Source organism: Pedobacter anseongensis, from assembly GCF_037482965.1.
Lineage (GTDB): Bacteria > Bacteroidota > Bacteroidia > Sphingobacteriales > Sphingobacteriaceae > Pedobacter > Pedobacter anseongensis.
On record NZ_JBBHKB010000003.1, the window covers coordinates 599,143 to 624,575 of the forward strand.

General features: G+C 35.9%; 23 protein-coding genes and 1 CRISPR repeat array. Of the genes, 14 read left to right on the forward strand and 9 right to left on the reverse strand.

From position 1 onward, the window contains the following. From nagB to WG904_RS13380, 4 genes are all read left to right on the forward strand, one after another. Complete coding sequence (gene nagB, locus WG904_RS13365) at positions 1 to 1,920, forward strand: glucosamine-6-phosphate deaminase (protein WP_431844428.1); 1,920 nt, start codon at positions 1 to 3, stop codon at positions 1,918 to 1,920. 5 nt (positions 1,921 to 1,925) lie between these two features. Continuing rightward, positions 1,926 to 2,573, forward strand: coding sequence for a carbohydrate-binding family 9-like protein (locus WG904_RS13370; protein WP_339579826.1), 648 nt, complete (start codon positions 1,926 to 1,928; stop codon positions 2,571 to 2,573). A gap of 204 nt (positions 2,574 to 2,777) precedes the next feature. Then, entirely contained in the window at positions 2,778 to 2,981 is a 204-nt protein-coding gene (locus tag WG904_RS13375) for a hypothetical protein (RefSeq protein WP_339579827.1), read from the forward strand. Positions 2,982 to 3,048: 67 nt separating this feature from the next. Further along, on the forward strand, positions 3,049 to 4,167 hold the full coding sequence (locus tag WG904_RS13380; protein WP_339579828.1) for a GNAT family N-acetyltransferase: 1,119 nt from the start codon (positions 3,049 to 3,051) through the stop codon (positions 4,165 to 4,167). On the opposite strand, the gene WG904_RS13385 is transcribed toward WG904_RS13380, so the two are convergent. The 6 genes from WG904_RS13385 to WG904_RS13410 form a co-directional block, all read right to left on the reverse strand. Then, positions 4,164 to 4,505: a helix-turn-helix domain-containing protein gene (locus WG904_RS13385; RefSeq protein ID WP_339579829.1), complete on the reverse strand. Its 342-nt coding sequence runs from the start codon at positions 4,503 to 4,505 to the stop codon at positions 4,164 to 4,166. The two genes, WG904_RS13380 and WG904_RS13385, sit on opposite strands and share 4 nt — an antisense overlap. Positions 4,506 to 4,530: 25 nt before the next feature. Further along, positions 4,531 to 5,880, reverse strand: a complete 1,350-nt coding sequence (locus WG904_RS13390; protein ID WP_339579830.1) for a UDP-N-acetylmuramate--L-alanine ligase — start codon at positions 5,878 to 5,880, stop codon at positions 4,531 to 4,533. A gap of 30 nt (positions 5,881 to 5,910) precedes the next feature. After that, positions 5,911 to 6,753 (reverse strand): 50S ribosomal protein L11 methyltransferase, encoded by an 843-nt coding sequence (gene prmA, locus WG904_RS13395; RefSeq protein WP_339579831.1) that lies wholly within the window; start codon positions 6,751 to 6,753, stop codon positions 5,911 to 5,913. Further along, a complete protein-coding gene (gene tpiA / locus WG904_RS13400) occupies positions 6,753 to 7,514 on the reverse strand; it encodes a triose-phosphate isomerase (protein WP_339579832.1) in 762 nt (253 codons plus the stop codon). Before tpiA ends, prmA begins: the two co-directional genes overlap by 1 nt. Positions 7,515 to 7,654: 140 nt before the next feature. Beyond that, complete coding sequence (locus WG904_RS13405; RefSeq protein ID WP_339579833.1) at positions 7,655 to 8,824, reverse strand: putative sugar nucleotidyl transferase; 1,170 nt, start codon at positions 8,822 to 8,824, stop codon at positions 7,655 to 7,657. A 70-nt stretch (positions 8,825 to 8,894) separates the two neighbouring features. Continuing rightward, the gene (locus tag WG904_RS13410) at positions 8,895 to 9,143 is read right to left on the reverse strand and encodes a type B 50S ribosomal protein L31 (protein ID WP_131554097.1); all 249 of its coding nucleotides are present in this window, start codon (positions 9,141 to 9,143) and stop codon (positions 8,895 to 8,897) included. Positions 9,144 to 9,342: 199 nt separating this feature from the next. Here WG904_RS13410 and WG904_RS13415 point away from each other — a divergent pair, with 199 nt between their 5' ends. From WG904_RS13415 to WG904_RS13455, 9 genes are all read left to right on the forward strand, one after another. Continuing rightward, complete coding sequence (locus WG904_RS13415) at positions 9,343 to 9,513, forward strand: hypothetical protein (RefSeq protein WP_339579834.1); 171 nt, start codon at positions 9,343 to 9,345, stop codon at positions 9,511 to 9,513. 141 nt (positions 9,514 to 9,654) lie between these two features. Then, positions 9,655 to 11,268: an amidase gene (locus WG904_RS13420; RefSeq protein WP_339579835.1), complete on the forward strand. Its 1,614-nt coding sequence runs from the start codon at positions 9,655 to 9,657 to the stop codon at positions 11,266 to 11,268. 4 nt (positions 11,269 to 11,272) lie between these two features. Then, the gene (locus tag WG904_RS13425) at positions 11,273 to 11,848 is read left to right on the forward strand and encodes a Crp/Fnr family transcriptional regulator (protein ID WP_339579836.1); all 576 of its coding nucleotides are present in this window, start codon (positions 11,273 to 11,275) and stop codon (positions 11,846 to 11,848) included. Positions 11,849 to 11,912: 64 nt separating this feature from the next. Next, positions 11,913 to 12,761, forward strand: coding sequence for an acyl-CoA thioester hydrolase/BAAT C-terminal domain-containing protein (locus tag WG904_RS13430; protein WP_339579837.1), 849 nt, complete (start codon positions 11,913 to 11,915; stop codon positions 12,759 to 12,761). 399 nt (positions 12,762 to 13,160) lie between these two features. Continuing rightward, the gene (gene cas9 / locus WG904_RS13435; RefSeq protein ID WP_339579838.1) at positions 13,161 to 16,997 is read left to right on the forward strand and encodes a type II CRISPR RNA-guided endonuclease Cas9; all 3,837 of its coding nucleotides are present in this window, start codon (positions 13,161 to 13,163) and stop codon (positions 16,995 to 16,997) included. Positions 16,998 to 17,009: 12 nt separating this feature from the next. Next, positions 17,010 to 18,005, forward strand: coding sequence for a type II CRISPR-associated endonuclease Cas1 (gene cas1 / locus WG904_RS13440; protein ID WP_339579839.1), 996 nt, complete (start codon positions 17,010 to 17,012; stop codon positions 18,003 to 18,005). A gap of 8 nt (positions 18,006 to 18,013) precedes the next feature. Continuing rightward, positions 18,014 to 18,343, forward strand: a complete 330-nt coding sequence (cas2, locus tag WG904_RS13445) for a CRISPR-associated endonuclease Cas2 (RefSeq protein WP_339579840.1) — start codon at positions 18,014 to 18,016, stop codon at positions 18,341 to 18,343. 66 nt (positions 18,344 to 18,409) lie between these two features. After that, entirely contained in the window at positions 18,410 to 18,658 is a 249-nt protein-coding gene (locus WG904_RS13450) for a hypothetical protein (protein ID WP_339579841.1), read from the forward strand. Next, positions 18,658 to 19,125, forward strand: coding sequence for a DUF6036 family nucleotidyltransferase (locus tag WG904_RS13455; protein ID WP_339579842.1), 468 nt, complete (start codon positions 18,658 to 18,660; stop codon positions 19,123 to 19,125). The genes WG904_RS13450 and WG904_RS13455 overlap by 1 nt, the downstream gene beginning before the upstream one ends. Before the next feature lie 170 nt (positions 19,126 to 19,295). Next, positions 19,296 to 21,770: direct repeats of the CRISPR family, unit length 46 nt; unit sequence GTTGTTGTAAATATCAGTAGTTCAAAGAATGAAAGCAAATCACAAC. Between the two features lie 137 nt (positions 21,771 to 21,907). Here the strand turns inward: WG904_RS13455 and WG904_RS13460 are convergent. After that, complete coding sequence (locus WG904_RS13460; RefSeq protein WP_339579843.1) at positions 21,908 to 22,747, reverse strand: class I SAM-dependent methyltransferase; 840 nt, start codon at positions 22,745 to 22,747, stop codon at positions 21,908 to 21,910. 96 nt (positions 22,748 to 22,843) lie between these two features. Between WG904_RS13460 and WG904_RS13465 the strand changes: the two genes are divergently transcribed. Continuing rightward, positions 22,844 to 24,478: an ABC-F family ATP-binding cassette domain-containing protein gene (locus WG904_RS13465; protein ID WP_339579844.1), complete on the forward strand. Its 1,635-nt coding sequence runs from the start codon at positions 22,844 to 22,846 to the stop codon at positions 24,476 to 24,478. Between the two features lie 30 nt (positions 24,479 to 24,508). Here the strand turns inward: WG904_RS13465 and WG904_RS13470 are convergent, their stop codons facing one another. Together WG904_RS13470 and WG904_RS13475 are read right to left on the reverse strand one after the other, a co-directional pair. Next, positions 24,509 to 25,132, reverse strand: a complete 624-nt coding sequence (locus tag WG904_RS13470; RefSeq protein WP_339579845.1) for a hypothetical protein — start codon at positions 25,130 to 25,132, stop codon at positions 24,509 to 24,511. 1 nt (position 25,133) lies between these two features. Then, positions 25,134 to 25,403: a hypothetical protein gene (locus WG904_RS13475; RefSeq protein ID WP_339579846.1), complete on the reverse strand. Its 270-nt coding sequence runs from the start codon at positions 25,401 to 25,403 to the stop codon at positions 25,134 to 25,136. Between the last annotated feature and the right edge of the window lie 30 nt (positions 25,404 to 25,433).

A 25,433-nucleotide genomic window follows, 5' to 3' on the forward strand; every position in this document is an offset into this window, starting at 1 on the left:
ATGGCCCGACTAAATCTTTTGGAAGAAACGAGGTTTGAAAAAATACCAGTTTCTGTATATGCCGATAAGTACCAGGCAAGTAGAGTTGTTGCAAAGCGAATTGCAGACCTTATCAAACTTAAAAACGAAAAAAATGAGAAAACAATTTTAGGGTTAGCTACTGGCATAACACCTATCTATGTTTACAAAGAATTAATTAGGTTGCATAAAGAAGAAGGCCTTAGCTTTAAGAATGTAATTACATTTAATCTCGATGAATATTACCCAATGAGGGCCAACTCAGCACAAAGCTATGTTACCTTCATGAATGAAAATTTGTTTGATTATATCGACATTAACAGAACTAACATTCATATTCCCGACGGCACATTAAACAAAGAACAAATCGAGGCATTTTGTCTTTCGTACGAAAAAAAAATCAATGAATACAAGGGCTTAGACATTCAGATTCTAGGAATAGGCAGAACGGGCCACATTGGCTTTAATGAACCTGGATCGGCCATCAATTCTGGTACACGGTTGGTAGCGTTAGACGAGCTCACCAAAAGAGATGCTTCACGAGAATTCGGTGGGAGGAACAATGTACCCAACAAAGCCATAACAATGGGTATTGGAACAATATTTAAAGCAAAGGAAATTATCTTAATGGCCTGGGGCGAAAAAAAGGCATCAATTATTAAGAAAGCCGTAGAAGGTGAAGTACACGCCGATGTGCCTGCAACTTTCCTTCAATTATCAGATCATGTAGAATTTATAATAGATCAGGGAGCCGCAACAGACTTAACTCGCTTCGAATCTCCTTGGTTGGTTAAAGATTGCCTATGGGATAAAAAATTAATTAAAAAAGCCGTTATATGGTTGGCAACATGGCTAAACAAACCGATATTAAAACTAACGGAAGAAGATTACAACAACCATGGCATGGCACAATTAGCCATAGAAAAAGGTCCTGTTTATAGCATAAATATTCAAATTTTCAATGAAATTCAGCGCACCATTACCGGATGGCCAGGCGGCAAGCCAAATGCCGATGATAGTCAACGCCCAGAACGCGCCCTACCGAACACAAAAAGGTCAATTATTTTTTCTCCCCATCCAGATGATGATGTAATATCAATGGGAGGCACTTTTATCCGTTTGGCAGATCAGGGTCATGCCGTTCATGTAGCTTATCAAACCTCTGGAAATACTGCTGTATGGGACGATGATGTTCGCAGGTATTTAGAATTTGCGATAGACCTCTCTAAAGATCAAAAAATCAATACAGGTGCACTAGAAAAATGCAACGAAGAAACCAAGTTATTCTTTGCTGAAAAAGCGCCCAATCAAATCGATCCAATCGCCATACGAACAATTAAAGGATTAATTAGAAAGGGCGAAGCCATCGCAGGAGCACGATTTGTAGGCTTGGACGATAGCAATATTCATTTTATGGATTTGCCATTTTATGATAGCAGTAAAACAAACAAGGACGTCGACTTTGAAGAGGATATTCAAAAAACCATGAAGCTATTACAAACGGTAAAACCACACCAAGTATTTGCCGCAGGAGATTTTGCAGACCCACATGGCACACATAAGGTCTGTTTTGATATTGTTCTTGAATCGCTGAAAAGACTAAAAACAACTGAAACATGGATAGAAGATTGCTGGCTTTGGTTATACAGAGGAGCTTGGCAAGAATTTCAAGCATATGAAATAGAAATGGCAGTTCCATTATCCCCTCAAGAGGTTGAACGAAAGCGGCTAGCCATATTTAAACATCAATCGCAGAAGGACTTACCGGTATTTCCCGGAGATGATTCGCGTGAATTCTGGTTACGAGCTGAACATCGCACACGTGAGACTGCTCAGATCTATAACCGACTTGGGCTTGCTGAATATGAAGCAATGGAAGCATTTGTAAAATATAGTTTTTAACCAAAATGAACTCACTCAAAATCAACTCCCTGCCCGTAACAACCGTCCATCAACTAGATGAAATATCAGTTCTGCTCGACAATTTAGAACGCCATACCTTAAGCCATTATTTATGGAAAAAACTCTTTGTCAAACCTCGGGTAAATTTCACAATTGGGTATAATGCTACTGATCTCTTTGTAAAATTTTATGTACTAGAACCTTATATTAGGGCGGTATTCCGTAACCCTAACGAACCCGTTTATCAGGATAGCTGTGTCGAGCTATTTATCTCTTTTGGGGATGATGAGAATTACTATAATCTAGAATTCAATTGCATGGGAACATGTTTAGGACAATACGGTAAAAACAAAGCCGATCGTAAATTTATTGCGGTCGATCTGTTAAATGAAATAAAAGCTAAAACGCACATCACCAATGCCAATCAAAATGAACTCTATGAATGGGAATTAGCTCTTAAAATCCCATTTAGTGTTTTTAATACAAAAACGAGAACCCTGCAGTTCGATTCATCTGTTCGTGTTAATTTTTATAAATGCGGCGACGAGCTCGAAGAACCACATTTTATAGCTTGGAACCCCATCCATTCAGGTGAGCCAAATTTTCACTTACCTGCTTTTTTTGGTTCCGCTAGTTTTGAAAATAAGGCATAAATCGTGTTAACGGATTCAAAATTACTTCTAAATCCCTGCAAAGCAACCTGCTAAAAAAAATCAAAAAAGTTTTCTTAAAAAGCCAATTTCTATTACTTTTGAAATAAATAAAAAATCTAAAAAAGAGGTTTCTTTCTATTTATAAAGATTTTTCGTAATTTAGATAAGCAGTAGAATTTTCGTACAATTAATATTTTTTGTGTTATGAAGACGCCAAAAAAACCAGCTCAGAAAAACCCGATTAACAAGCCTCTTTCCAAAAAGGAATCAGACGATGAAGAAGATGACGATATTCAGGATATCGATACGTTAGCTGAAGAGGAAGAAGACGACTTCGATGTTCCGTTAGACGATTTAGATACCTTCGACAGTTTTGATGACGACGACGATGACGACGATCGATATTAATTGATTTATACTATTTCATATCCTAAAAGCATCCTTATGGGATGCTTTTTATTTTAACCACCCCATAATGCAGATTATACGCGTTGAAGATAAAACCGCTAAACACGTTTTTTTAAACGTTGTTGAATCCATTTATTGCAATGATAAAAATTGGATCCGGCCGCTAGACCAGGATATTGAAAAGATATTCGATCCAACGAAAAATCCATTTTTTAGTCATGGTAAATGTGTACGTTGGATTTTAACTGATAATGCTGGGGTAGCCATTGGAAGAATTGCCGCTTTTATTAACGAAAAGAAAGCGCACATTTACGAAAAACCAACTGGCGGAATTGGTTTTTTCGAATGTATATGTGATAAAAAAGCAGCATTTTTATTATTTGATACCGCTAAAAACTGGCTTATCGAAAATGGAATGCAAGTAATGGAAGGACCAATTAATTTTGGCGAAAATGATTCTTTCTGGGGTTTATTAGTCGAAGGCTTTACGCCACCATCATATGGCATGAACTATCATCAACCCTATTATCATGAATTTTTTACGGCTTATGGTTTCGAAACCGCTTACGAACAATTAACCAATCACATTAACCTTACCATCCCCTTTCCTGCCCGCTTTACAAAAATAGCCAACTGGGTGGCGGCAAAGCCAGATTACAGTTTTGAACATTTTTCGAAAAAGAACGCCGATAAATACATCAGCGATCTGATGGAAATCTATAACGATGGCTGGAAAGACTTTGAAAACTTCGTCCCCATAAAAAAAGAAACGCTACAAGAAAGTTTTAAGCAAATGGAAGTAATAATGGACGAAAAGCTAATCTGGTTTGCTTACGCAAATGGCGAACCTGCTTCGTTTGTAGTTATTATTCCTGATGCCAATCAAATGATAAAAGGCCTAAAGGGCAAACTTGGGCTTATCGAAAAGCTAAAATTTGCTTACAAACGATGGGTAGGCGTTACACGGATGCGTGCCATTGTAATGGGCACAAAAAGTAAATATCAAAAACTCGGATTAGAATCTGCGCTTATCATTAAGCTCGGGGAGTACGTACTCCCAAAAAATCAATATACCGAACTAGAATTATCTTGGGTCGGCGATTTTAACGAGAAAATGCTATCTTTTCATGAAGCGACTGGCGCTACCTTTGGAAAGCGCCACCTCACTATGAGAAAAACAATTTAGTCCTTTTTTAACATATTCCTAATCTCTTCATAAAGCTCTATCACTTTCTTCTGTAGATTAATAATTTCTTCTTCTTTAAACGCTAGCTTTTCCTTTAACATGCTGATTTCAGCTGCATTTTCTGAATGATGGTGCTCCCCCTCTTTAGAAATAAGGTCAACTACGGTTACTTGAAATAATGCTGCAATCTGCTCCAATCTCGACATATTTACGTCTGTAATACCTGTTTCAATTTTTGAAAATGCAGGAATAGAGATTTCCAATTGTTTAGCTACTTCTCCTTGGCTCCAGCTATTACGTTGGCGAAGCGTTCTGATATTTTTTCCTATTACAGTCATGCGGTTTTTATTATGGTTATAATGGTTAACTAGTCAAGTCGTATGCCAAATTTATTAGATCCATACCCCCAAAGTTACCCGAACTCATGAGTAATAAATTAGTATGATCGAAATTTAAACTTCGCAAATAACTTTCTAACGTATCTGAATCATTAAAAAACAATAAATTGGGATCACTAAATGCATCTCTAATTACAGCGGCACTTAGTGGCTCCATCTTCTTGTGTATAAAGGTTTTTTCGTCTACATAAACCATTCGAATATCAGCTTTATCCATCGTATTTTTATACTGTTTTAAAAATGCCGAGTTTAAACTACTAAAAGTATGTAATTCCATGCATGCAACTAGCTTTCTATCGCTAAATTGCGCTTTAACTGCATCTATCGTTGCTTTTAGTTTAGATGGGGAGTGAGCAAAGTCTTTATAAACGTTAGTATTATTTATACTATTGAGGAGCTCCAATCGCTTCGCAGCGCCTGTAAAACTTGTTATTGCCGACCTAAATTCATCCTCTTCTATACCTAGCTGTTTGCATACCAATAAGGCTGCATTAAGGTTCATTAAATTGTGATTTCCAAAGATATTTAAGGGAGTATTTGGGAGTAAAAATGTAATGCCATCTACCACCTTATGAGGTGGAATTTGATAAGGTATTTTCTGGATTGGAGCGCTCGAATTTTCGACAATTTTTTTTAATTCAGAATCCAACTCACAGTAAATTAATTTTCCATTGGGGAAAATTGTACCTATAAATTTATCGAATTGAGAAATATATTCCCCAAAAGTGGGGAAAACGTTGATATGATCCCAAGCTATTCCGCTAATTACTGCAAGGTTAGCGTGGTATAAATGGAACTTTGGTCGCCTGTCTATTGGCGATGCCAAATACTCGTCTCCCTCAATAATTATAACAGGTGCTGTGTCAGTTACTTTAACCATTGTTTCGAAGCCAGCAAGTTGTGCACCCACCAAATAATCGAAATCCTTTTGATAATAATTCAACACATGTAAAATCATGGAGGTAATTGTTGTTTTACCATGACTACCACCAATTACTACACGCAATTTATCTTTAGATTGCTCGTAAATGTATTCGGGATAGGAATAAATCCTTAAGCCTATTTCCTGTGCTTTTAATAGCTCTGGGTTATCGATACGAGCATGCATACCTAAAATTACCGCATCTAAATCGGCGTGGATATTGGTTACATCCCAGCCCTCTTGCCTTGGTAAAAGCCCATACTTCGCCAAACGACTACTTGAGGGCTCGAAAATTACATCATCAGAACCGGTAACCTCATATCCTTTTTGATGCAAGGCAATCGCCAAATTGTGCATCGCACTGCCACCAATTGCAATAAAATGAACTTTCATAATTAGCAAATTAATGAATTAGCTACGTAGTTAATTATTTTTTAAAAATTTTGCTGCTACCCAATCTCCTATCTTTTTATGATCAACATATTTCAGGTTAAATTTTTCGCAGTGTGCCGTAATCATGCCTAAATCTGGATTTTCGTAAAAACCACTAAAAAATATAGATCCTTTGTCTTTTAGCACCCTAGCATAACTTTCTATCTGGTCGAGCAAGATATTTCTGTTGATATTTGCCAAAATAATATCAAAATCTAGGGCAGGGATGGCCTCCTTACTTCCACATAGTGAAGTTAGGTTAGGGATATCATTTAAAGCTGCATTTTCAATTGCACTCTCGTAACATATATCGTCGTTATCGATGGCAAATACTGTTTTTGCACCTCGTTTTGAAGCTAAAATTGCCAAAATGCCCGTACCTGCACCCATATCTAAAATCAATTTTCCGGCTACATCCGTTTCTAAGATGTATTCCATCATCATCGTGGTAGTTTGATGGTGACCCGTACCGAAGGCCATTTTAGGGTCGATCACAATTTCGTACCGATATTGAGGTTGAGGTTCATGAAAAGTTGCCCTTACATAGCATTTATCGCCAATAATTAGCGGGCTGAAATTCTTCTCCCATTCCTCATTCCAATTCTCGGGGTCGATCTCGTGTATAGTGTAGGTGTATTGCAAATCCTCATCGACACCCCTCAACACTTCAGCTAAAGCCTGTTCACTAAATTGATCGGCAATAATAAACGCATCAAAGCCCGTTTCGGTATCTTCAAATGTATCGAAACCTGCATCGGCGAGTTCGGCAATGAGTATATCTTTTTGATACTCTTTTATTTCCCCAAAGTTAAAAACTACTTTTTTATAATCCATTACGAATTTAACGCCTTAATAATATCTGTAAAATCGCGAGATTTTAAGGATGCCCCTCCAATTAATCCACCATCGATATCATGTTGTGAAAACAAATCAGGTGCATTTTTGGCGTTACAGCTTCCACCATACAGAATAGTAGTATCATCAGCAACTTGCCAACCGTACTTTGCCTCAATTTCTGATCGGATAAAGGCATGTATATCTTGAGCTTGTTCTGGAGAAGCGGTTAAACCTGTCCCAATAGCCCAAACGGGCTCGTAGGCTAATACAACTTTTCCAAAATCACTGGCACTTAGCGTAAATATGCCATTTTCTAACTGCGATTTTAGAACTTGGTAATAGCTTCCATTATTACGCTCGTCTAAGGTTTCCCCAACGCAAAAAATCGGGGTTAAGTTATTTTGCAAAGCGATTACTGTTTTTTCAGCTAACAACGCATCAGTTTCAGCAAAATATTGTCTACGTTCAGAATGCCCTATAATTACGTATTCGCAACCGGTAGATTTAACCTGCTTAGCAGAGATTTCGCCAGTAAATGCTCCACTTTCGTTCTGATGACAGTTTTGAGCTCCAATTTTTACAATTCCAGAAGATAATTGTGCTAAACTGTTTAAGTGAATATAAGGGGCACAAATTACAGCAATTTGATCGCCCTTTTTTTCATCTCTAACCATGTTTACAATTTCAGAGAAGACCGAAATGCCTTCGCTGTAGTCCATGTTCATTTTCCAGTTACCGGCTACTATTTTTTTTCTCATGTTTATTTATTTTTTACCATCTAAGCATCTTAGTAGATCTTAGGGGTTTGTTTACTTATTTATTTTTACCATTTTAGAAACCATAGATTACCTAAGTTTAGTTTTTACGATACAACCCTTCTTTTGGTCTTTCAAACTCGTTAAAACCTTCTATACTGCTTCGTTTCCTCAAATACGTGTGTTAAAATCGCTATTTCCGTACCATCCAAGGCCATACCTCTCCTTTCATACACTTTCTTTGCAGTATCGAGCATTTTTGCCAAGCCATACACTTCGAAACCATGTGAACCTCCCCAGGCAAAATCGGGTATAAAGTTACGTGGAAAACCCGAACCAAAAATATTTGCGCTCACACCCGCTATGGTACCTGTATTAAACATGGTATTAATGGCACATTTGGCATGATCGGCCATAATTAATCCACAAAATTGCAATCCAGTTTTGCGGAAACTTTCCTTTTCATAATCCCACAGCCTAACTTCTGCGTAATTATTTTTAAGATTTGAGTTGTTACTATCGGCACCGATGTTGCACCATTGTCCCATTACGGCATTGCCCAAATAGCCTTCGTGACCTTTTGAGGAATAGCCCCAGATTACGGCATTGTTAATTTCGCCTCCTATTCTGCTGTGCGGACCGATGGTAGTTTGTCCGTATATCTTAGCGCCCATCTTAATCGATGAATCTTCGCAAAGCGCAAAAGACCCTCTAATGTGGCAGCCTTCCCATACTTCGGTGTTTTTACCGAGATAAATCGGTCCTTGCAAGCTATTAAAAGTAGAGCATTCGGCTTTTGCACCTTCCTCCGCAAAAAACTGATCGCCCAAAAAGGTATTCGTAGTGCTTAATACCGCAGATGTTCTTCCTTTGGTGATAAATGCAAAATCTTTAACCAATTCGATATGATTGTTTTTAAAAATATCTTCAGGAAACTGGATGTGCGTAAAAATTGAGGCATAGTTAACGTTTTTCAGTTTGCTCAAAGCATTATCACAATTGATATTATCCTTGGTATAGTAAGCAATTACTAAATTATCTTTAACCAATACCTGGTTTGTTCTTAGGCTAGTTATGGCGTTAACTAATTGTTCGTCGGGGCAAACCGAACCATTAATATACATTTCCGCAACGACGGATGGGTATTTTGCACTTAAATAATCTTGTGTAAGGTACCCAAAATCGGCATTTAGATGTTTTGCCCATTTTTCTGCAATGGTTAATATACCTAATCGCAAATCGGCTACTGGGCGCGTAAACGTTAATGGCCTGAGGGATAACCAGGCTTTATCATCAAATAAATTGATTTTCATAAGCAGCAAAAATAAAAAAAGTCCCGAGCAATGCATCGGGACTTTCAAATTATTTAGTTTACGGCTAAAATTATTTTTTAGCGTAACGGGTTTTAAATTTATCGATACGACCTGCAGTATCAACCAATTTCATTTTACCAGTATAAAAAGGATGCGAAGTGTGAGAGATCTCTAATTTGTATAATGGATACTCGTTGCCATCTTCCCATTTAATTGTTTCTTTGGTGTCTACACAAGATTTAGTTAAAAACTGATACTCGTTAGACATATCTTTAAATACTACAAATCTGTAGTTTGATGGATGCAAATCTTTTTTCATCTTTTTATATTTTTATGTTAATGAAGCTATCGTAAGCAGTTTATTGCTTTTTTAGGCGTTAACCCACGGCAGTTTCACGGTTTTTACTTATGAGGTTGCAAATATCTGAATTTTATTTTTGAATTGCAAGAGCAGGATAAAATTATTTAAGAGATTTATCCATTTCTTTTTTCCGCAAAAGAAACAACACCGAAACGTAGTGAAGCTCAATAACACCATCAAAAATAACAAAAACTTGTTACTAAACTCCCGGCTGATTACTTTCCTATCAAAGATTGTGCTTTGGCAAATTTGTGCTTTCCGAAAAGTAAAAGGCGGGAAAGAAGCTGAACGAAGAGGCAGTGCTTTTGCAGTGCGTAAAAAAAAATAGTTATGTCAATAGCCTAATGCAAAAATCTCCTACTCTTCTTCCTTAAGATTTAAGGCCGGTATAGCATGATGTTTATCGAATTAGCTAATTTACGAATTCACTAATTTACAAATCCCTATATTTACTCTTCATTCCATTCTTATGAACAGAAGAAACTTCCTCAAAAACAGTGCAGTTGCAAGCGCTTTATCAACGCTAAGTTTTTCTGCAGTTGCACAACCTTTAGCTACCGAAAAAAAAGAAATACACTTTGCAGACGATTTTGAGCTCAGCGAAACCAGCATAAATCAATTGCAGGCACAAATGCAAAGTGGAAAAACCTCTTCTAAAACCTTAATTAAGCTTTATTTAAAACGTATTGCTGCCATCGATAAAAGCGGGCCGAAATTAAACGCCGTTATCGAACTAAATCCAGATGCTTTAGCTATTGCTATCCAAATGGACAATGAGCGTAAGCAAGGCAAAATTAGAGGGCCTTTACATGGTATCCCCATATTAATTAAAGACAACATTAACACAGGCGATAAAATGCAAACTACGGCAGGTTCCTTGGCATTAGTAGGCAATGTCGCGTCGGCGGATGCCTTTATCGTTAAAAAACTACGTGACGCCGGAGCGGTTTTATTGGGTAAAACGAATTTGAGCGAGTGGGCCAATTTCCGTTCTACTCGACCTTGTAGTGGTTGGAGTAGCCGTGGCGGACAAACAAAAAATCCTTATATTTTAGATCGTAGTCCGAGTGGGTCGAGTTCAGGCTCAGGCTCTGCTGTTTCGGCAAATTTATGTGCTATTGCCATTGGCACCGAAACTAACGGCTCTATTATTGCCCCATCGTCATTTTGTGGTATCGTTGGGTTTAAACCTACTGTTGGCTTATGGAGCCGTAGCGGCATTATTCCGATATCTGCAACACAAGATACTGCCGGACCAATGTGCAGAAACGTAACCGATGCGGCTATTTTATTGGGCGCTTTAACAGGTATCGATCCAGATGATGCGGTTACGAAAACCAGCGAAGGGAAAACTTATGCAGATTACACGCAGTTTTTAAAAGCCGACGCCTTAATGGGCAAGAAGATTGGTATAGAAAAATCGTTTTTAGCAGGGCACGAAGGTGTAGTTGCGTTATATAAAGCAGCCATCGAAAAATTGAAAGCGCTCGGTGCCCAAGTGGTCGAAATTGAATTATTAAAGGAAATGCGTTCCATTAATGCGAGTGTTTTACAACCTGAGTTTAAAGCGGGTGTAAATGCATATTTAGCCACGGCAAATGCCAAAGTAAAAACCCTAACAGAAGTTATTGCTTTTAACAAGGCTAACGAAACTACAGCTATGCCCTATTTTAAGCAAGAAACCTTAGAAGCGAGCGATAAGGCACCTGATTTAAATAGTACAGCTTACAAAGAATCACTTGCAAAAGTGCTGTCCTCGCGAAAAATTATTGGCGATTTAATGGAGAAAAATGGGCTAGATGCTATTGCAGGCACCAGTTATGGCATCCCCTCCCTAATTGATCTATTTAATGGTGATTCAGGAGGTGGTTTTTATTTTGCATCGCCAGCCGCAATGGCAGGTTTTCCGCATATTACTGTGCCTATGGGCAGCATTTATGAATTACCAGTAGGTTTATCTTTCTTTGCCGGGGCGTATCAAGAACCTGTTGTTTTAGCCTTTGGGTACGCCTTTGAGCAGGCTACTAAGCATCGTACTAAGCCAAAGTTTTTGAAGAATAGTAATTTTTCGAGTGGGGTATAATGAGGTGATTGAAGCAAAAGATAAATTTTTTGGGCATTTCCAACAGTACATTAGATTAACAGACGAACTAAAATCGGCATTGAACGAGCGAATAAGCTTAGTTAGCTTTAAAAAAGGCGAGCTGGTTCATGATGCAGAGAAAGTATGTACAAAGTCTTATTTTATTCAAAATGGGCTATTCAGGGTATATTTTATTAAAGAAGGAAAAGAAATCTGCGAATACTTCCCCGCCGAAAATGAATGGGCGAACTCGCCAAAAAGTTTTAGCACACGGCAAAAAGACATTTATTATATCGATGCGATAGAAGATACTGAAACATTCTGCTTGCAGGTAAATGATTTGGTGTTTTTATTTGATCATTTTCCAGAAATGGAACGCTATGCAAGATTATCAATGGGCACCATTTTCGGCCATTTAATGGAACGTATAACTTCTCTTCGATTCACTTCCGCTAAAGAAAAATACGATCACTTTATACAAACCTATCACGATATTTATCATCGAATCCCACTCGGCATGGTGGCCTCGTATTTAGGCATTGCTCAAGAAACCTTAAGTAGAATTAGGGCCGAAAAATGATTTTTTGATATAGGTCAAATGATTCTACATTCACATCATCCATCTTTGTATTAAAACAAAGCAAATGAAAGCAAAACCATTTTTCATAATTCTAATACTGAATTTAATTGCCATTTATGCAAATGCCCAGGATACATTAAAGGTTAAAAATGTAGAAGCCATTTTATATACTGGAAACACTAAAAACCAGCCCCTTGTTGTTGGCTTAGGAGGGTCTGAAGGAGGGAATGCATGGGCTAGCAATTATTGGCAGAAAACCAGAGAAGAATTTTTAACTAAAGGATACGCATTTTTAGCCATTGGTTATTTCAATTGCATAGGAACGCCAAAAATATTAGACAAGATTGCGATAGACGAAGTTTATCAAGCTATTGCAACAGCAAAGAAGAATGCAAAAATAAACCCCACTAAAATCGCAGTAATTGGAGGATCAAGAGGTGCCGATCTAGCTTTGCTCTTAGGAAGTTATTATAACGATATTTCTTGCGTAATAGGAATGTCGTCTAGTCATGCTGTTTTTCCAGGGCATACACAAGAATTCGACACTTCATGTTGGACTTTCAAAGGGATAGAATTACCCTTTATACCAGTAAACGAAGATGCCGTTCCCTTTTTGTTAAAGAGAGATTTAAGAAGTGCTTTTGAAGCGATGCTAAAAGATACATTAGCAGAACAAAAAGCACTAATAAAAATTGAACGTATAAAAGGACCGATTTTACTAATGTCGGCCACCAAAGATGAGATTATCCCTGCCGTTGCCATGGGCAAAAAAATGATGCTTCGATTAAAAAATAATAGCTTTAAATACCCCTATGAACACATAATCTTCGAAGGATCACATGCCGAACCCACCAAGCATTTTAGCACAATTTTTAATTTCTTAGCGAAGAACTTCAACATGGCGAAAAAATAATGGCCACTTCTTAGCTTAACGTTAGTTTTCATTGACTGCGTTACCTCAAGCGAGTACTTTCCCAGATAACGTTACCTCAAGCGATGGAGGAGCGAGCGACGAGAGATCAGTCATTCCGGATCAAGCGTAAAACCTAATCTAAATTCTTTAGCGCATAAAAATGCCCCGCAGATAGGCGAGGCGCTAAATGTTTTCACAACGGAATAATCCTTATTGTGATTTGCTTTCAAAACAAATATACAACATTATTTTCATGATTAAATACGGGAAACCGTAAAAATGTAACTTTCGATAGATTTAAGTTTGAGTACATTTTTTAATTGTCATGTGGTTAATACTCACTCCTATTACGAATAGTGAAAATTAAATGCGATATTGTTTAGTATTAAATAAGCTCTTATGAAAAAAATATTAGGATTAGACTTAGGGACTAATAGTATAGGTTGGGCGTTGGTGGAGGTTGACGAAAATAATATTCCTATCGGCATTATTGCGATGGGCTCTCGAATAATCCCCTTATCAACTAGTGATAAAGAAGAATTTCAAAGAGGTTTATCAATTACAAAGAATCAAAGTAGAACTTTTAGTCGTACTCAAAGAAAAGGGTATGACAGAAAACAATTGAAGAAAAGTGATTTAAAGAAGATTTTAAATCAATATAATATCTTCCCTTCAGAAGAATTGTTAAAACTTCCAATGCTTGATTTATGGAAGCTGAGAAGTGATTCTGCTAATCCAAATGAAAATATTTCTGCAGAGCAATTAGGCCGTATCTTTTATATGCTGAATCATAAAAGAGGATACAAATCGGCAAGAAGTGAAGCAAATGCCGATAAAAAAGATTCCGATTATGTTCAGGCTGTTAAAGGGCGTTATGCTCAATTAAAAGATAAAAATCAGACCATCGGGCAATTTTTTTATGATGGGCTAAATAATGCAAGCATCAATAATTCTTATTTCCGAGTTAAAGAGGAGGTTTATCCAAGAGAAGCGTACATAGAAGAGTTTGATACCATTATTAATGCTCAGAAAAACAAGCACGATTTTCTTACAGATGAAGTTATAAATCGATTAAGAAATGAAATTATCTATTTCCAACGAAAATTAAAATCTCAGAAAGGTCTAGTGAGTATTTGCGAATTTGAAGGTTTTGAGAAAACAGTTTTTGATAAAGAAAAAGATAAAAACAAAATAGTTTTTGTAGGACCAAAAGTGGCTCCGAAAACATCGCCATTGTTTCAGCTTTGCCGAATCTGGGAAGCAGTTAATACCATTACTTTAAAGGTAAAAAATCCTGAAGGAAGCAAATATAAATGGGGTGAAAAAATTCCAAATTTAAAGGAGAAACAAATATTAGCAGCCTACCTATTTACGAACGAAATTTTAAGTTTCACAAAGCTTCTTGAAATTTTAAACCTAAAAAAAAATGATGTTTATGTGAATAAGCAAATTCTTAAAGGCATCAAAGGAAATGAGAGTTATGCTTCACTTAAAATGGTTTTAGGTAGTAATGAACTTTTACATTTTGATGTTTCCATTATTCCATCAAATCAAACGTCGATATTGGTAGATAAAAAAACTGGCGAAATATTGGAAGAAAGAGCAGGATTGGAATTGGATGCTTCATTGGAAAAAGAACCCTTATATCAACTTTGGCACACTATCTATTCCATAAAAGATTTAGATGAATGTAAGAATGCACTAATTAAACGATTTGGCTTTGAAAATGAAATAGCAGATAAGCTTTCCAAAATTGATTTCAATAAGCAGGCATTCGGAAATAAATCAAACAAATCAATGCGCAAAATCCTTCCTTTTTTGATGGAAGGTTATGATTATTCCCAAGCTTGCAATTTGGCTGGCTACAACCATTCTAACTCTTTGACGAAAGAGGAAAGAGAAAAGCAAATAACTTTAGATAAACTGGAACTCCTGCCAAAAAATAGCTTGAGACAGCCAATTGTTGAGAAAATTTTAAATCAGATGATTAATGTTGTTAATGCCATTCTTGAGCAATATGGAAAACCTACTGAAATTAGAATTGAACTCGCCCGCGAGCTTAAGCAAAGTAAGGATGAAAGAAATGATGCTGATTTGCAAAATTCAAAAAATAGAAAACTGAATGAAGAAATAGGTAAAAGATTAGAAGAATTGGGTTTGCCTTCTACTAAAAGATATATTCAAAAATATAAATTCATTTTTCCATCATTAAGTAAAAGTTTGAAAGATGCTAAAGTAAATAATCAATGTATTTATTGTGGAGAAACTTTTAATCTTACCGAAGCATTAAGTGGGGATGCATATGACGTTGACCATATTGTTCCAAAGTCCTTATTATTTGATGACTCTCAAACCAATAAAGTTTTGGTCCATAGAAAATGTAATTCAACTAAAACCAATCAAACAGCTTATGATTACATTGCAACTAAAGGAGAAGAGCACGTTAGAGTATATTCTGAAAGAGTGGATGATTGGTTTAACAGAGGAATTATTTCTTACAGTAAAATGCAGAGATTAAAAGTTTCGCATAAAGAATACCTTGAACGCAAAAGTTTGAAAAAAGAAACAGAAACAGATAAGAAGCTTTGGGAAAACTTTATCGACCGGCAATTAAGAGATACGCAATACATTGCTCGAAAATCTAGAGAGATTTTACAAAAAATTTGCAATAACGTAACAACTACAGAAGGTGGTATCACTACAAAACTTCGTAATCTTTGGGGTTGGGACGATGTGTTGATGAACCTTCAAATGCCAAAATATAGAGAATTCGGGCAAACTAAAATCAAGGAATGGACCAGCGAACACGGAAAAAGAAAGCATCAAAAAGAGGAAATAGAAAACTGGACAAAAAGAGATGACCATCGTCATCACGCTATTGATGCCTTAGTAATTGCTTGTACAAAACAAGGGTTTATTCAGCGCATCAATACTTTAAATTCTAGCGATACGAAAGATGAATTAAGAAAAGAAATTGAAGAACAGAAAAAGTTATTAGGAAAATCATTTAATGAGAATGATTACGAACATCTTCATAATTCAAAATTAACTTTATTAGATGATTACCTACGTTCTCAAATGCCAATAACGTTTAGTACAAAATATGTCGAAGCAAAAGCAGATAAAATATTAATTTCTTTCAAATCAGGCAAGAAGGTAGCCACAATAACGAAATTTAAAGCGACAGGAAAGAATAAAGATACTGGTGTTATTGTTCCGAGAGGAGCACTGCACGAGCAAAATGTCTATGGTAAAATAAAAACAATTGAAAAAGATAAGCCCTTAAAATATCTATTCGAAAATTCAGGTAAGATTATAAATCCAACGATTAGAAACCTTATTGAAAAAAGGCTTTTAGAGAATGGTAACAATCCTAAATCAGCTTTATCTACCCTTAAGAAAAATCCAATCTATTTGAATAAAGAAAAAACAGAAATTCTTGAAAAAGGGTCTTGTTATGAATATGTGACAGTCAGAAAATACCATTTAAGTACAATAAAGTCAAGTCAGGTAGATGACATTGTTGATGAAAGAATGAAGTTTTTGGTTAAAAAAAGATTAGCACAATTTGGAAATAAAGAGAAAGAAGCCTTTAAGGATACACTTTGGCTCAATAAAGAAAAGCAAATTCCTATTATAACTGTTCGTTTGTTTGCCCGTCCAGATGCTGATAATTTACAAGCAATTAAAAAAGATGAGAATGGCAATGAAATTGGATTTGTAGTGATGGGAAATAATCATCACATTGCCATTTATGAAGATAAAGACAAAAAACTTGTTCAGCACAGTTGCACATTTTGGCACGCTGTAGAGAGGAAAAAATATAAAATTCCTACGGTTATAATAAATTCATCAGATGTTTGGAATCAGCTTTTGGATAAAGAACTTCCAGAGTCGTTCTTAGGTAAATTGCCAGCAGATAATCTGAGTTTAAAGTTCAGTATGCAACAAAATCAGATGTTTATTTTGGGTTTATCAAAAGATGAATTTGATGTGGCATTAGAAAATAATGACAAATCTTTGCTGAGTAAATATTTGTATTTGGTTTGGAGTATTACTGATGGCGATTATTTTTTTAGACATCACTTGGAAACAAAGAATTCTGAACTAAAGAAAACTGATGGAGCTAAAGAAAGTAAAAGGTATTTTAGATTAAGTACAAAAGGACTCATTGATTTAAATCCCATAAAAGTTAGATTAAATCATTTAGGGGAAATCACAAAGATTGGAGAATAATAATTGACAATCATGATCAAACGTACCCTCCACTTCTCGAACCCTGCCTACCTTAACCTAAATCAAGATCAGCTTCAGATTGATCTTCCACATTTAAAATCGCTGGGCGAAAAGGAATCTAAAAAGTCGGTACCAATAGAAGACATTGGGATTGTTATTCTCGATCATCAACAAATTACCATCACCCATGGGTGCATAGCGGCGCTCTTAGCCAACAATGCCGCCATCATTACCTGCAACCACAACCACCTCCCTACCGGTATGATGCTGCCTATTGATGGGCATGATATTCAGAGCGAGCGCTTCCGTTATCAAATAGATGCATCTCAACCGTTAAAAAAGCAACTTTGGCAGCAAACGGTTCAAGCTAAAATATTAAATCAGGCAGCTGTGTTATTCGACAGAGGCCTCCCATGCGATAATATGGTGTATTGGGCAAGGTCTGTTCGCTCTGGCGATCCCGATAATTACGAAGCTCGTGCCGCAGCCTATTATTGGAAAAATGTATTTCCCAAAAAGGTAGACTTTTTTAGAGGGCGTGATGGCGACCCACCCAATAACTTATTGAATTATGGTTACGCCATTTTAAGGGCGATTGTTGCACGAGGACTTGTATCCTCAGGCTTGCTACCTACACTTGGTATTCATCATCGTAATAAATACAACGCCTATTGCCTGGCAGATGATATTATGGAGCCTTACCGCCCTTATGTAGATTTAATTGTTCTACGGATTATTGATAGTGGGGAGAATTTCTTGGAACTCGGAATATCTATTAAATCTCAATTATTGGGCATAGCCACCGTTGATGTGCAATTCGAGAAAGGAACTAGTCCGTTGATGGTAGGCTTACAAACTACTACTTCTTCACTTGCCAAATGTTATGAGGGGGTAATTAGAAAAATTAATTATCCTTTAATGAAAACTTTCGAACACAAAAGAATGAGTAATGCAATTGCCTTACCAAATGAAGTTATAGGATTAGAAAACGAAGAGGCGACTGAATAATTTAATGCATGCGCTTAAATGAATATAGAATTTTGTGGGTATTAGTATTTTTTGACTTACCAACCGAAACTAAAAAAGAGCGCAGCGTAGCTTCAAAATTTCGTAAAGAAATTATGCGCGATGGTTTTGCTATGTTTCAATTTTCTATATACTTAAGACACTGTAGCAGCAGAGAAAATGCAGAAGTACACATTAAAAGAGTTAAAAAATTGCTGCCTGAAAAAGGGCATATCGGCATTATGACGGTAACCGACAAACAGTTTGGGATGATGGAACTTTTTTATGGACGAAAAGAAAAAGAGTTACCTGATACTCCACAACAATTGGAATTATTTTAAATATTAATAAATTATAATAAAAAGTGTATAAAAGCTAAATTTGAGTGATTATAGATAACTAGGCGTATGAGGAATAAAGATAATGCTAATCAACCTATTAAATTGGTTACACCAATTGTTCCCTCTCAAAAGCGCATTAAAATTTATAAGTCGTTAGAGGAATCCAAAAAAGATGACGTAAATTACATAATTAATCAATCACCTATAGAGCGCTTAAGACAAACTGTTGATTTGATTTTAAAGGTTTATAATGTGACAAGAGAAAGTTTAAAACAAAGAAAACGCAGCAATAGAATTACTATTATTAAAGGATAATGAATTTATTTTCCGACAATCATCAAGAAATTATTAGCCACTTGCTTCAGTTTGAAGTGGATTTTATTATTATTGGTGGCTACTCAGTTATATTTCACGGATATGCTCGAACAACAGGTGATGTCGACATTTGGTTAAAACCAAGCAATGAAAACAAAGAAAAGTTCCTATTAGTGCTTAAAGCTTTGGATTTCTTTGAAGAGGATGTACAAGGAATAGCTAATTTAGATTTTACAACCACTTTGGTGTTTGCAATAGGTGAAGATCCAGAGAAAGTGGAATTTTTAACTCAAATTAGCTTAGTGAATTTTGAGGAAGCTAATCAAAGAAAAATTATTGCTGAAATAGATGAATTAGCCATACCATTTCTCCACTTAGATGACTTAATACGTTCTAAAATTAATACAGGTCGTTTAAAAGACAAAGCAGATATTGAAGAACTGCAAAAAATACAAAATTCAAAATAGACACCATAAAACCTAAGTTATTCTGAAATATTGGCGCTCTGCCATTGGAATAAACAAGATAGAAATAATTTAATGATTAGAATAAAAATCTGGACACCTTTGTCTCCAGATTTTTTTAATTCTAATTTTCGAACTAAATCTCTGATTAATAATCTTTTGAACTAGGGTCTGTTGTTGTAAATATCAGTAGTTCAAAGAATGAAAGCAAATCACAACTAGCCTACATATCAATGATTTTGTCTTGATGTTGTTGTAAATATCAGTAGTTCAAAGAATGAAAGCAAATCACAACAGCCTGGAGATAAGCCTAAGAATTTCGTGCGTTGTTGTAAATATCAGTAGTTCAAAGAATGAAAGCAAATCACAACAAACCAGGGTAACGGATCGGATGTTGAACCGTTGTTGTAAATATCAGTAGTTCAAAGAATGAAAGCAAATCACAACCGAACGAGAATACTACGTTTCCAAATTTTTGTTGTTGTAAATATCAGTAGTTCAAAGAATGAAAGCAAATCACAACTGAAACAGTAATATTACCATTTGTGGTGTTGTTGTTGTAAATATCAGTAGTTCAAAGAATGAAAGCAAATCACAACTGGTAAGTTATCGACTCGTTTGAAATTTCCGTTGTTGTAAATATCAGTAGTTCAAAGAATGAAAGCAAATCACAACTACGGTAACATCTTCATCCGATCCGGTTAAGTTGTTGTAAATATCAGTAGTTCAAAGAATGAAAGCAAATCACAACGTAAATGTTACATGGCTTTTTTGGTTTTAGTTGTTGTAAATATCAGTAGTTCAAAGAATGAAAGCAAATCACAACGGATAGCAAATAGTTCCTCTGCGCCATATAGTTGTTGTAAATATCAGTAGTTCAAAGAATGAAAGCAAATCACAACACTTACGGCTTAATTCAGAGCGAATTTCTTGTTGTTGTAAATATCAGTAGTTCAAAGAATGAAAGCAAATCACAACTACAGCGAATGACTTTTGGCTATACCTACGTTGTTGTAAATATCAGTAGTTCAAAGAATGAAAGCAAATCACAACTGCTTATTGTTCGGTGTCCTAAAAAGATAAGTTGTTGTAAATATCAGTAGTTCAAAGAATGAAAGCAAATCACAACTCACGAGTGTGAACGGCAACACTGCTAGTGGTTGTTGTAAATATCAGTAGTTCAAAGAATGAAAGCAAATCACAACTAGCAAGTACAAATGTTATTTCTTCGTTGAGTTGTTGTAAATATCAGTAGTTCAAAGAATGAAAGCAAATCACAACTATAGCGACTTGTTGTTTTGAAAGCTGGGAGTTGTTGTAAATATCAGTAGTTCAAAGAATGAAAGCAAATCACAACTCTCCTGAATTAGATTGACTAACCTTAAAAGTTGTTGTAAATATCAGTAGTTCAAAGAATGAAAGCAAATCACAACTTTGCGGTGTCATGTTTCAAATTTAAGTTAGTTGTTGTAAATATCAGTAGTTCAAAGAATGAAAGCAAATCACAACTTAGCCATGCACAATAAATTTATAAACTTGGTTGTTGTAAATATCAGTAGTTCAAAGAATGAAAGCAAATCACAACAGGTTGAAATTAGCAACACTCCTATCTATTGTTGTTGTAAATATCAGTAGTTCAAAGAATGAAAGCAAATCACAACTTTCAATCCTTTTGGTGTTGCTAACTACGAGTTGTTGTAAATATCAGTAGTTCAAAGAATGAAAGCAAATCACAACGCTGGGGCAATAACTATCGAAAGTCCTCAAGTTGTTGTAAATATCAGTAGTTCAAAGAATGAAAGCAAATCACAACTTGTTTAAAGACAAAGTATACCTTAAACCGGTTGTTGTAAATATCAGTAGTTCAAAGAATGAAAGCAAATCACAACTAGGTATCCCGAAAGTTTCGACGATGAGATGTTGTTGTAAATATCAGTAGTTCAAAGAATGAAAGCAAATCACAACACTATTAAGTATCTTATGCTTTTTAGGATTGTTGTTGTAAATATCAGTAGTTCAAAGAATGAAAGCAAATCACAACACAGAAGAGGAAGAGGATATTCAACGGACTGTTGTTGTAAATATCAGTAGTTCAAAGAATGAAAGCAAATCACAACTCCCCTTTGGACACTTTAGCTGATTTTCAAGTTGTTGTAAATATCAGTAGTTCAAAGAATGAAAGCAAATCACAACAAGCAACGATTAGCCTTACTTCATGAAAAGTTGTTGTAAATATCAGTAGTTCAAAGAATGAAAGCAAATCACAACTAACTGGCGGTGTTGTTACAAGCGTGATACGTTGTTGTAAATATCAGTAGTTCAAAGAATGAAAGCAAATCACAACGTAGAACAGATTAGTTAACAATTAAGTTAAGTTGTTGTAAATATCAGTAGTTCAAAGAATGAAAGCAAATCACAACCTAGTTGAGGTATGGTTTCTTCAATAGAATGTTGTTGTAAATATCAGTAGTTCAAAGAATGAAAGCAAATCACAACATAAAATCATTTTATCTGAACCCCATTGTAGTTGTTGTAAATATCAGTAGTTCAAAGAATGAAAGCAAATCACAACTCGCTACCGTCTTTAAGTTTAATAACTTGAGTTGTTGTAAATATCAGTAGTTCAAAGAATGAAAGCAAATCACAACGAGAAGTAAATGATTTGCTTTCATTCTTTCGTTTTCTTCTAAGTAGTTACCGGAAAGCAACCGCCCTAATAATTATTAAGATAAGAATATTCGTTTGAATACACTAGCTGAGTTTTTAACGAATGAATTCATAGTAGTCAATCGCCCTTATGAAACACTAAAAGCAGCCCATTTCCTTTTCGTACAGGAAACATAAAATCTAGGAACATACACAGCAAAATAAAAGGATAGAGGAGCAAAAACACCAATCCTGCCATAATATTTATAGGAAACCACAAGTGCGCCACAAATAGGAGGCAAAGATTGGTTAATTCATTGCTAAGGTTGCCCCAAAATCCATAGGTAACTATATGCTCGTGAATGCTAAATCCTGCATCTTTCCCTAATCCTAAGAGCGTTTTTTCCGAATAGATGCGCTTCCGATCTTGTACGGTTTCGTAATTTACATAGGTAGCTATTATTTTTTTATAATAGGGTAAGATAACCCTATTGTTTATCGGTGTATATAAAAACAATTTCCCGCCCGGAGATAGTGCCTTGTAAATACATTCGATTGCTTTTTTATCATCTTGTACATATTGTAAAACACCAATGCAAATAGCCACATCGTAGGCATTCGCCACATTCATTGATTCTATTGATGCCTGTTCAATTCGCACTCCTTTAAAATCCTTGGCATTGGCATATAATCGGCAAAGATGTACATTACTTTCATTTTTGTCGACCCCTAAAAACCTCGAATTTGGATATAATTTGGCAAATTGAAACAGAAATTGCCCTTCGCCACAGCCCACATCTATTAACTTAAAATTTTTAGGTAACGCTTTCAATAATTTCGACAAATGCCTTGTTACATACCATTTTCTTAACTGAAAAAGATAGGGAACTAAGTGCAAAACTGAAAGTAAATTAGGATTCTTGAGTAGCCAATGAGGATGATTATGTGTAAATATGGGTAGGTTCTCTTTCCCTTTCATTTTATGCTGTCGGATACCCAAAAGTACTTAAATTGGGCTAGAAAAAAGATTTTTGTACAATTTCCATATCTTTGCGCCAAAATCAACTACTCAATCGTGATTAATGTAAACAATATCTCCGTTTCATTTGGCGGAACTACCCTATTTAGTGATGTAACCTTTTCGATTAACGAAAATGATAAAATTGCCCTAATGGGCAAAAATGGCGCAGGAAAATCTACCATCTTAAAAATTATTGCTGGTGCAGCTAATCCTACTTCGGGTAGCGTAACCGGCCCTAAAGATGCCGTAATTGCTTATTTACCGCAGCATTTACTTACGCAAGACAACGTAACGGTCTTTGAAGAAACCTCAAAGGCTTTCCAAGAGGTAAATCAAATGCAAAAAGAGCTCGACGAACTGAATGAGCAATTAACCGTCCGCACCGACTACGAAACCGATGATTACATGAAGCTAATTGAGAAAGTATCGGAATTAAGCGAGAAATTTTATTCGATCGAAGAAATCAATTACGATGCCGAGGTAGAAAAAGTACTAAAAGGACTAGGTTTCGAGCGTAAGGATTTTAATCGTCCAACCTCCGAGTTTTCAGGCGGATGGCGCATGCGGATAGAATTAGCCAAGATCTTATTAAAGAAACCTGATTTGATCTTACTTGATGAGCCTACCAATCACATGGACATCGAAAGCATACAATGGTTAGAGGAATTTTTAATGAACTCCGCCAAAGCGGTAATGGTAATCTCACACGATCGTGCATTTGTAGACAACATCACCAATCGCACCATCGAAGTAACCATGGGTAGAATTTACGATTATAAAGCAAAATATAGTCACTATTTACAGTTGCGGGCCGATCGTCGTGTACATCAATTAAAGGCACATGAAGAACAACAACGTTTTATTGCCGACAACCAAGAATTTATAGATCGTTTTAAAGGTACCTACTCCAAAACGCATCAAGTGCAATCGCGCGTAAAAATGCTCGAAAAGTTAGAAGTAATCGAGATTGATGAGGTAGATACTTCAGCACTGCGTTTAAAATTCCCACCGGCACCTCGCTCAGGAAAGTATCCTGTAATGGTAGAAGATCTCACGAAAAAATATGGAGACCATGTGGTATTTGAAAAAGCTGCAATAGTAATTGAACAAGGCGAAAAAGTAGCCTTTGTGGGTAAAAATGGAGAAGGAAAGAGTACCATGATTAAGGCCATTATGGGCGAAATCGACTTTGACGGACATTTAAAAGTGGGACATAATGCAAAAATCGGCTATTTCGCACAAAATCAAGCCGCATTGCTCGACGGCAACTTAACCGTATTCGAAACGGTAGACCAAGTTCCATTAAGCGATGGAAGCATCAAGATTAAAGACCTTTTAGGTGCGTTCATGTTTAGTGGCGATGACATCAATAAAAAAGTTAAAGTACTTTCTGGTGGAGAGAAAACACGTTTAGCGATGATAAAGCTACTGTTGGAACCCGTTAATTTATTGATATTGGATGAGCCAACCAATCACTTGGATATGAAAACCAAAGACATTATTAAAGACGCTTTGCAAGATTTCGACGGAACTTTAATCCTGGTATCGCACGATCGGGATTTCTTAGATGGATTGGCTAAAAAAGTATTCGAATTTAGCAATAAAAGGGTGCGCGAACACTTTGAAGATATTAAAGGATTTTTAGCGTATAAGAAAATGAATAGTTTGAAAGAGATTGAGCAAGGGTAATAAATTACTTCGTATGTTTGAATCAACCAACTAAACCTGATAGTAATTAATCTCCAAAAATTTCTGAAAACCTTTAACACCATCAACCTTAACTTCTAATTTTTTTAAGACACCAGCAACTTTAATCTTTTTTGCAGGCAACTTTTCCTTGCTATGGTAATGGGCAACTAAGAACGTCTCTGAAGAATGATCATCGCGAATTTCGTAAATATCGTATTGGTCTACAATAGGTACTGGAATAAATGAGATTACTTTACCAGCAGAAATTGGTACTAAAACAAGCCCGTTAAATTCAGATTTTGAATTTTTAACCACTGGAACTCCGGTAATAATAGCGTTAGATCCGAGTACACCCCTTTGTTTCGCTTCCGAAGCCATGAGTTCTTGAGCCTTGTATTTAAGGAAATCACGTCTAAGTTTATCTTCCAACTTCGAAATAATATCAACTTGATCGGGCTTAGGCAATTGCGACATAGAAAGTTCCAAGAACAACACCAATTTCTGTCTTTCATTAAACATCCCAGCCACTTTGGTAAGCTCTGCTGCAGTAATTTGGCCATTTTCTGCTTTCGCAAACAAGTTGTAAAAACGACCACCATTATCAAGTGTGGCCAAGGCTTCATTAATGTCTTGATAAGGTATAATTTGTTTCATTTTAACTATATTTTTTCCAGGTTTCTATTTTTGCTTTCTGGCGTTCAATATACGCATCGGCGATGATTTCTGCAGAACTTTTGCCTTCGGTATTTTCTAATAATGTCTTCAATTTGTATTGATCTACATCAGCTTTATACAAAATCTGTAACAACTTCTGAAAGTCGTCTCCAACCAAATATTCGAACGTTTTAACCAACACATCACGCAACTTCGCTTCATTGATATCTTCAGGAATATCGAAATCTTTGGAGATGATTTTTAATAACATAGTATTAAAGTAATGAATATTGTGTATTGA

What these genes read in the sequence shown, in the direction of transcription:
- nagB (WP_431844428.1), top strand. Translation starts at nt 1, where the DNA reads ATGGCCCGACTAAATCTTTTGGAAGAAACGAGGTTTGAAAAAATACCA.
- WG904_RS13370 (WP_339579826.1), top strand. Translation starts at nt 1,926, where the DNA reads ATGAACTCACTCAAAATCAACTCCCTGCCCGTAACAACCGTCCATCAA.
- WG904_RS13375 (WP_339579827.1), top strand. Translation starts at nt 2,778, where the DNA reads ATGAAGACGCCAAAAAAACCAGCTCAGAAAAACCCGATTAACAAGCCT.
- WG904_RS13380 (WP_339579828.1), top strand. Translation starts at nt 3,049, where the DNA reads ATGCAGATTATACGCGTTGAAGATAAAACCGCTAAACACGTTTTTTTA.
- WG904_RS13385 (WP_339579829.1), bottom strand. Translation starts at nt 4,505, where the DNA reads ATGACTGTAATAGGAAAAAATATCAGAACGCTTCGCCAACGTAATAGC.
- WG904_RS13390 (WP_339579830.1), bottom strand. Translation starts at nt 5,880, where the DNA reads ATGAAAGTTCATTTTATTGCAATTGGTGGCAGTGCGATGCACAATTTG.
- prmA (WP_339579831.1), bottom strand. Translation starts at nt 6,753, where the DNA reads ATGGATTATAAAAAAGTAGTTTTTAACTTTGGGGAAATAAAAGAGTAT.
- tpiA (WP_339579832.1), bottom strand. Translation starts at nt 7,514, where the DNA reads ATGAGAAAAAAAATAGTAGCCGGTAACTGGAAAATGAACATGGACTAC.
- WG904_RS13405 (WP_339579833.1), bottom strand. Translation starts at nt 8,824, where the DNA reads ATGAAAATCAATTTATTTGATGATAAAGCCTGGTTATCCCTCAGGCCA.
- WG904_RS13410 (WP_131554097.1), bottom strand. Translation starts at nt 9,143, where the DNA reads ATGAAAAAAGATTTGCATCCATCAAACTACAGATTTGTAGTATTTAAA.
- WG904_RS13420 (WP_339579835.1), top strand. Translation starts at nt 9,655, where the DNA reads ATGAACAGAAGAAACTTCCTCAAAAACAGTGCAGTTGCAAGCGCTTTA.
- WG904_RS13430 (WP_339579837.1), top strand. Translation starts at nt 11,913, where the DNA reads ATGAAAGCAAAACCATTTTTCATAATTCTAATACTGAATTTAATTGCC.
- cas9 (WP_339579838.1), top strand. Translation starts at nt 13,161, where the DNA reads ATGAAAAAAATATTAGGATTAGACTTAGGGACTAATAGTATAGGTTGG.
- cas1 (WP_339579839.1), top strand. Translation starts at nt 17,010, where the DNA reads ATGATCAAACGTACCCTCCACTTCTCGAACCCTGCCTACCTTAACCTA.
- cas2 (WP_339579840.1), top strand. Translation starts at nt 18,014, where the DNA reads ATGCGCTTAAATGAATATAGAATTTTGTGGGTATTAGTATTTTTTGAC.
- WG904_RS13450 (WP_339579841.1), top strand. Translation starts at nt 18,410, where the DNA reads ATGAGGAATAAAGATAATGCTAATCAACCTATTAAATTGGTTACACCA.
- WG904_RS13455 (WP_339579842.1), top strand. Translation starts at nt 18,658, where the DNA reads ATGAATTTATTTTCCGACAATCATCAAGAAATTATTAGCCACTTGCTT.
- WG904_RS13460 (WP_339579843.1), bottom strand. Translation starts at nt 22,747, where the DNA reads ATGAAAGGGAAAGAGAACCTACCCATATTTACACATAATCATCCTCAT.
- WG904_RS13470 (WP_339579845.1), bottom strand. Translation starts at nt 25,132, where the DNA reads ATGAAACAAATTATACCTTATCAAGACATTAATGAAGCCTTGGCCACA.
- WG904_RS13475 (WP_339579846.1), bottom strand. Translation starts at nt 25,403, where the DNA reads ATGTTATTAAAAATCATCTCCAAAGATTTCGATATTCCTGAAGATATC.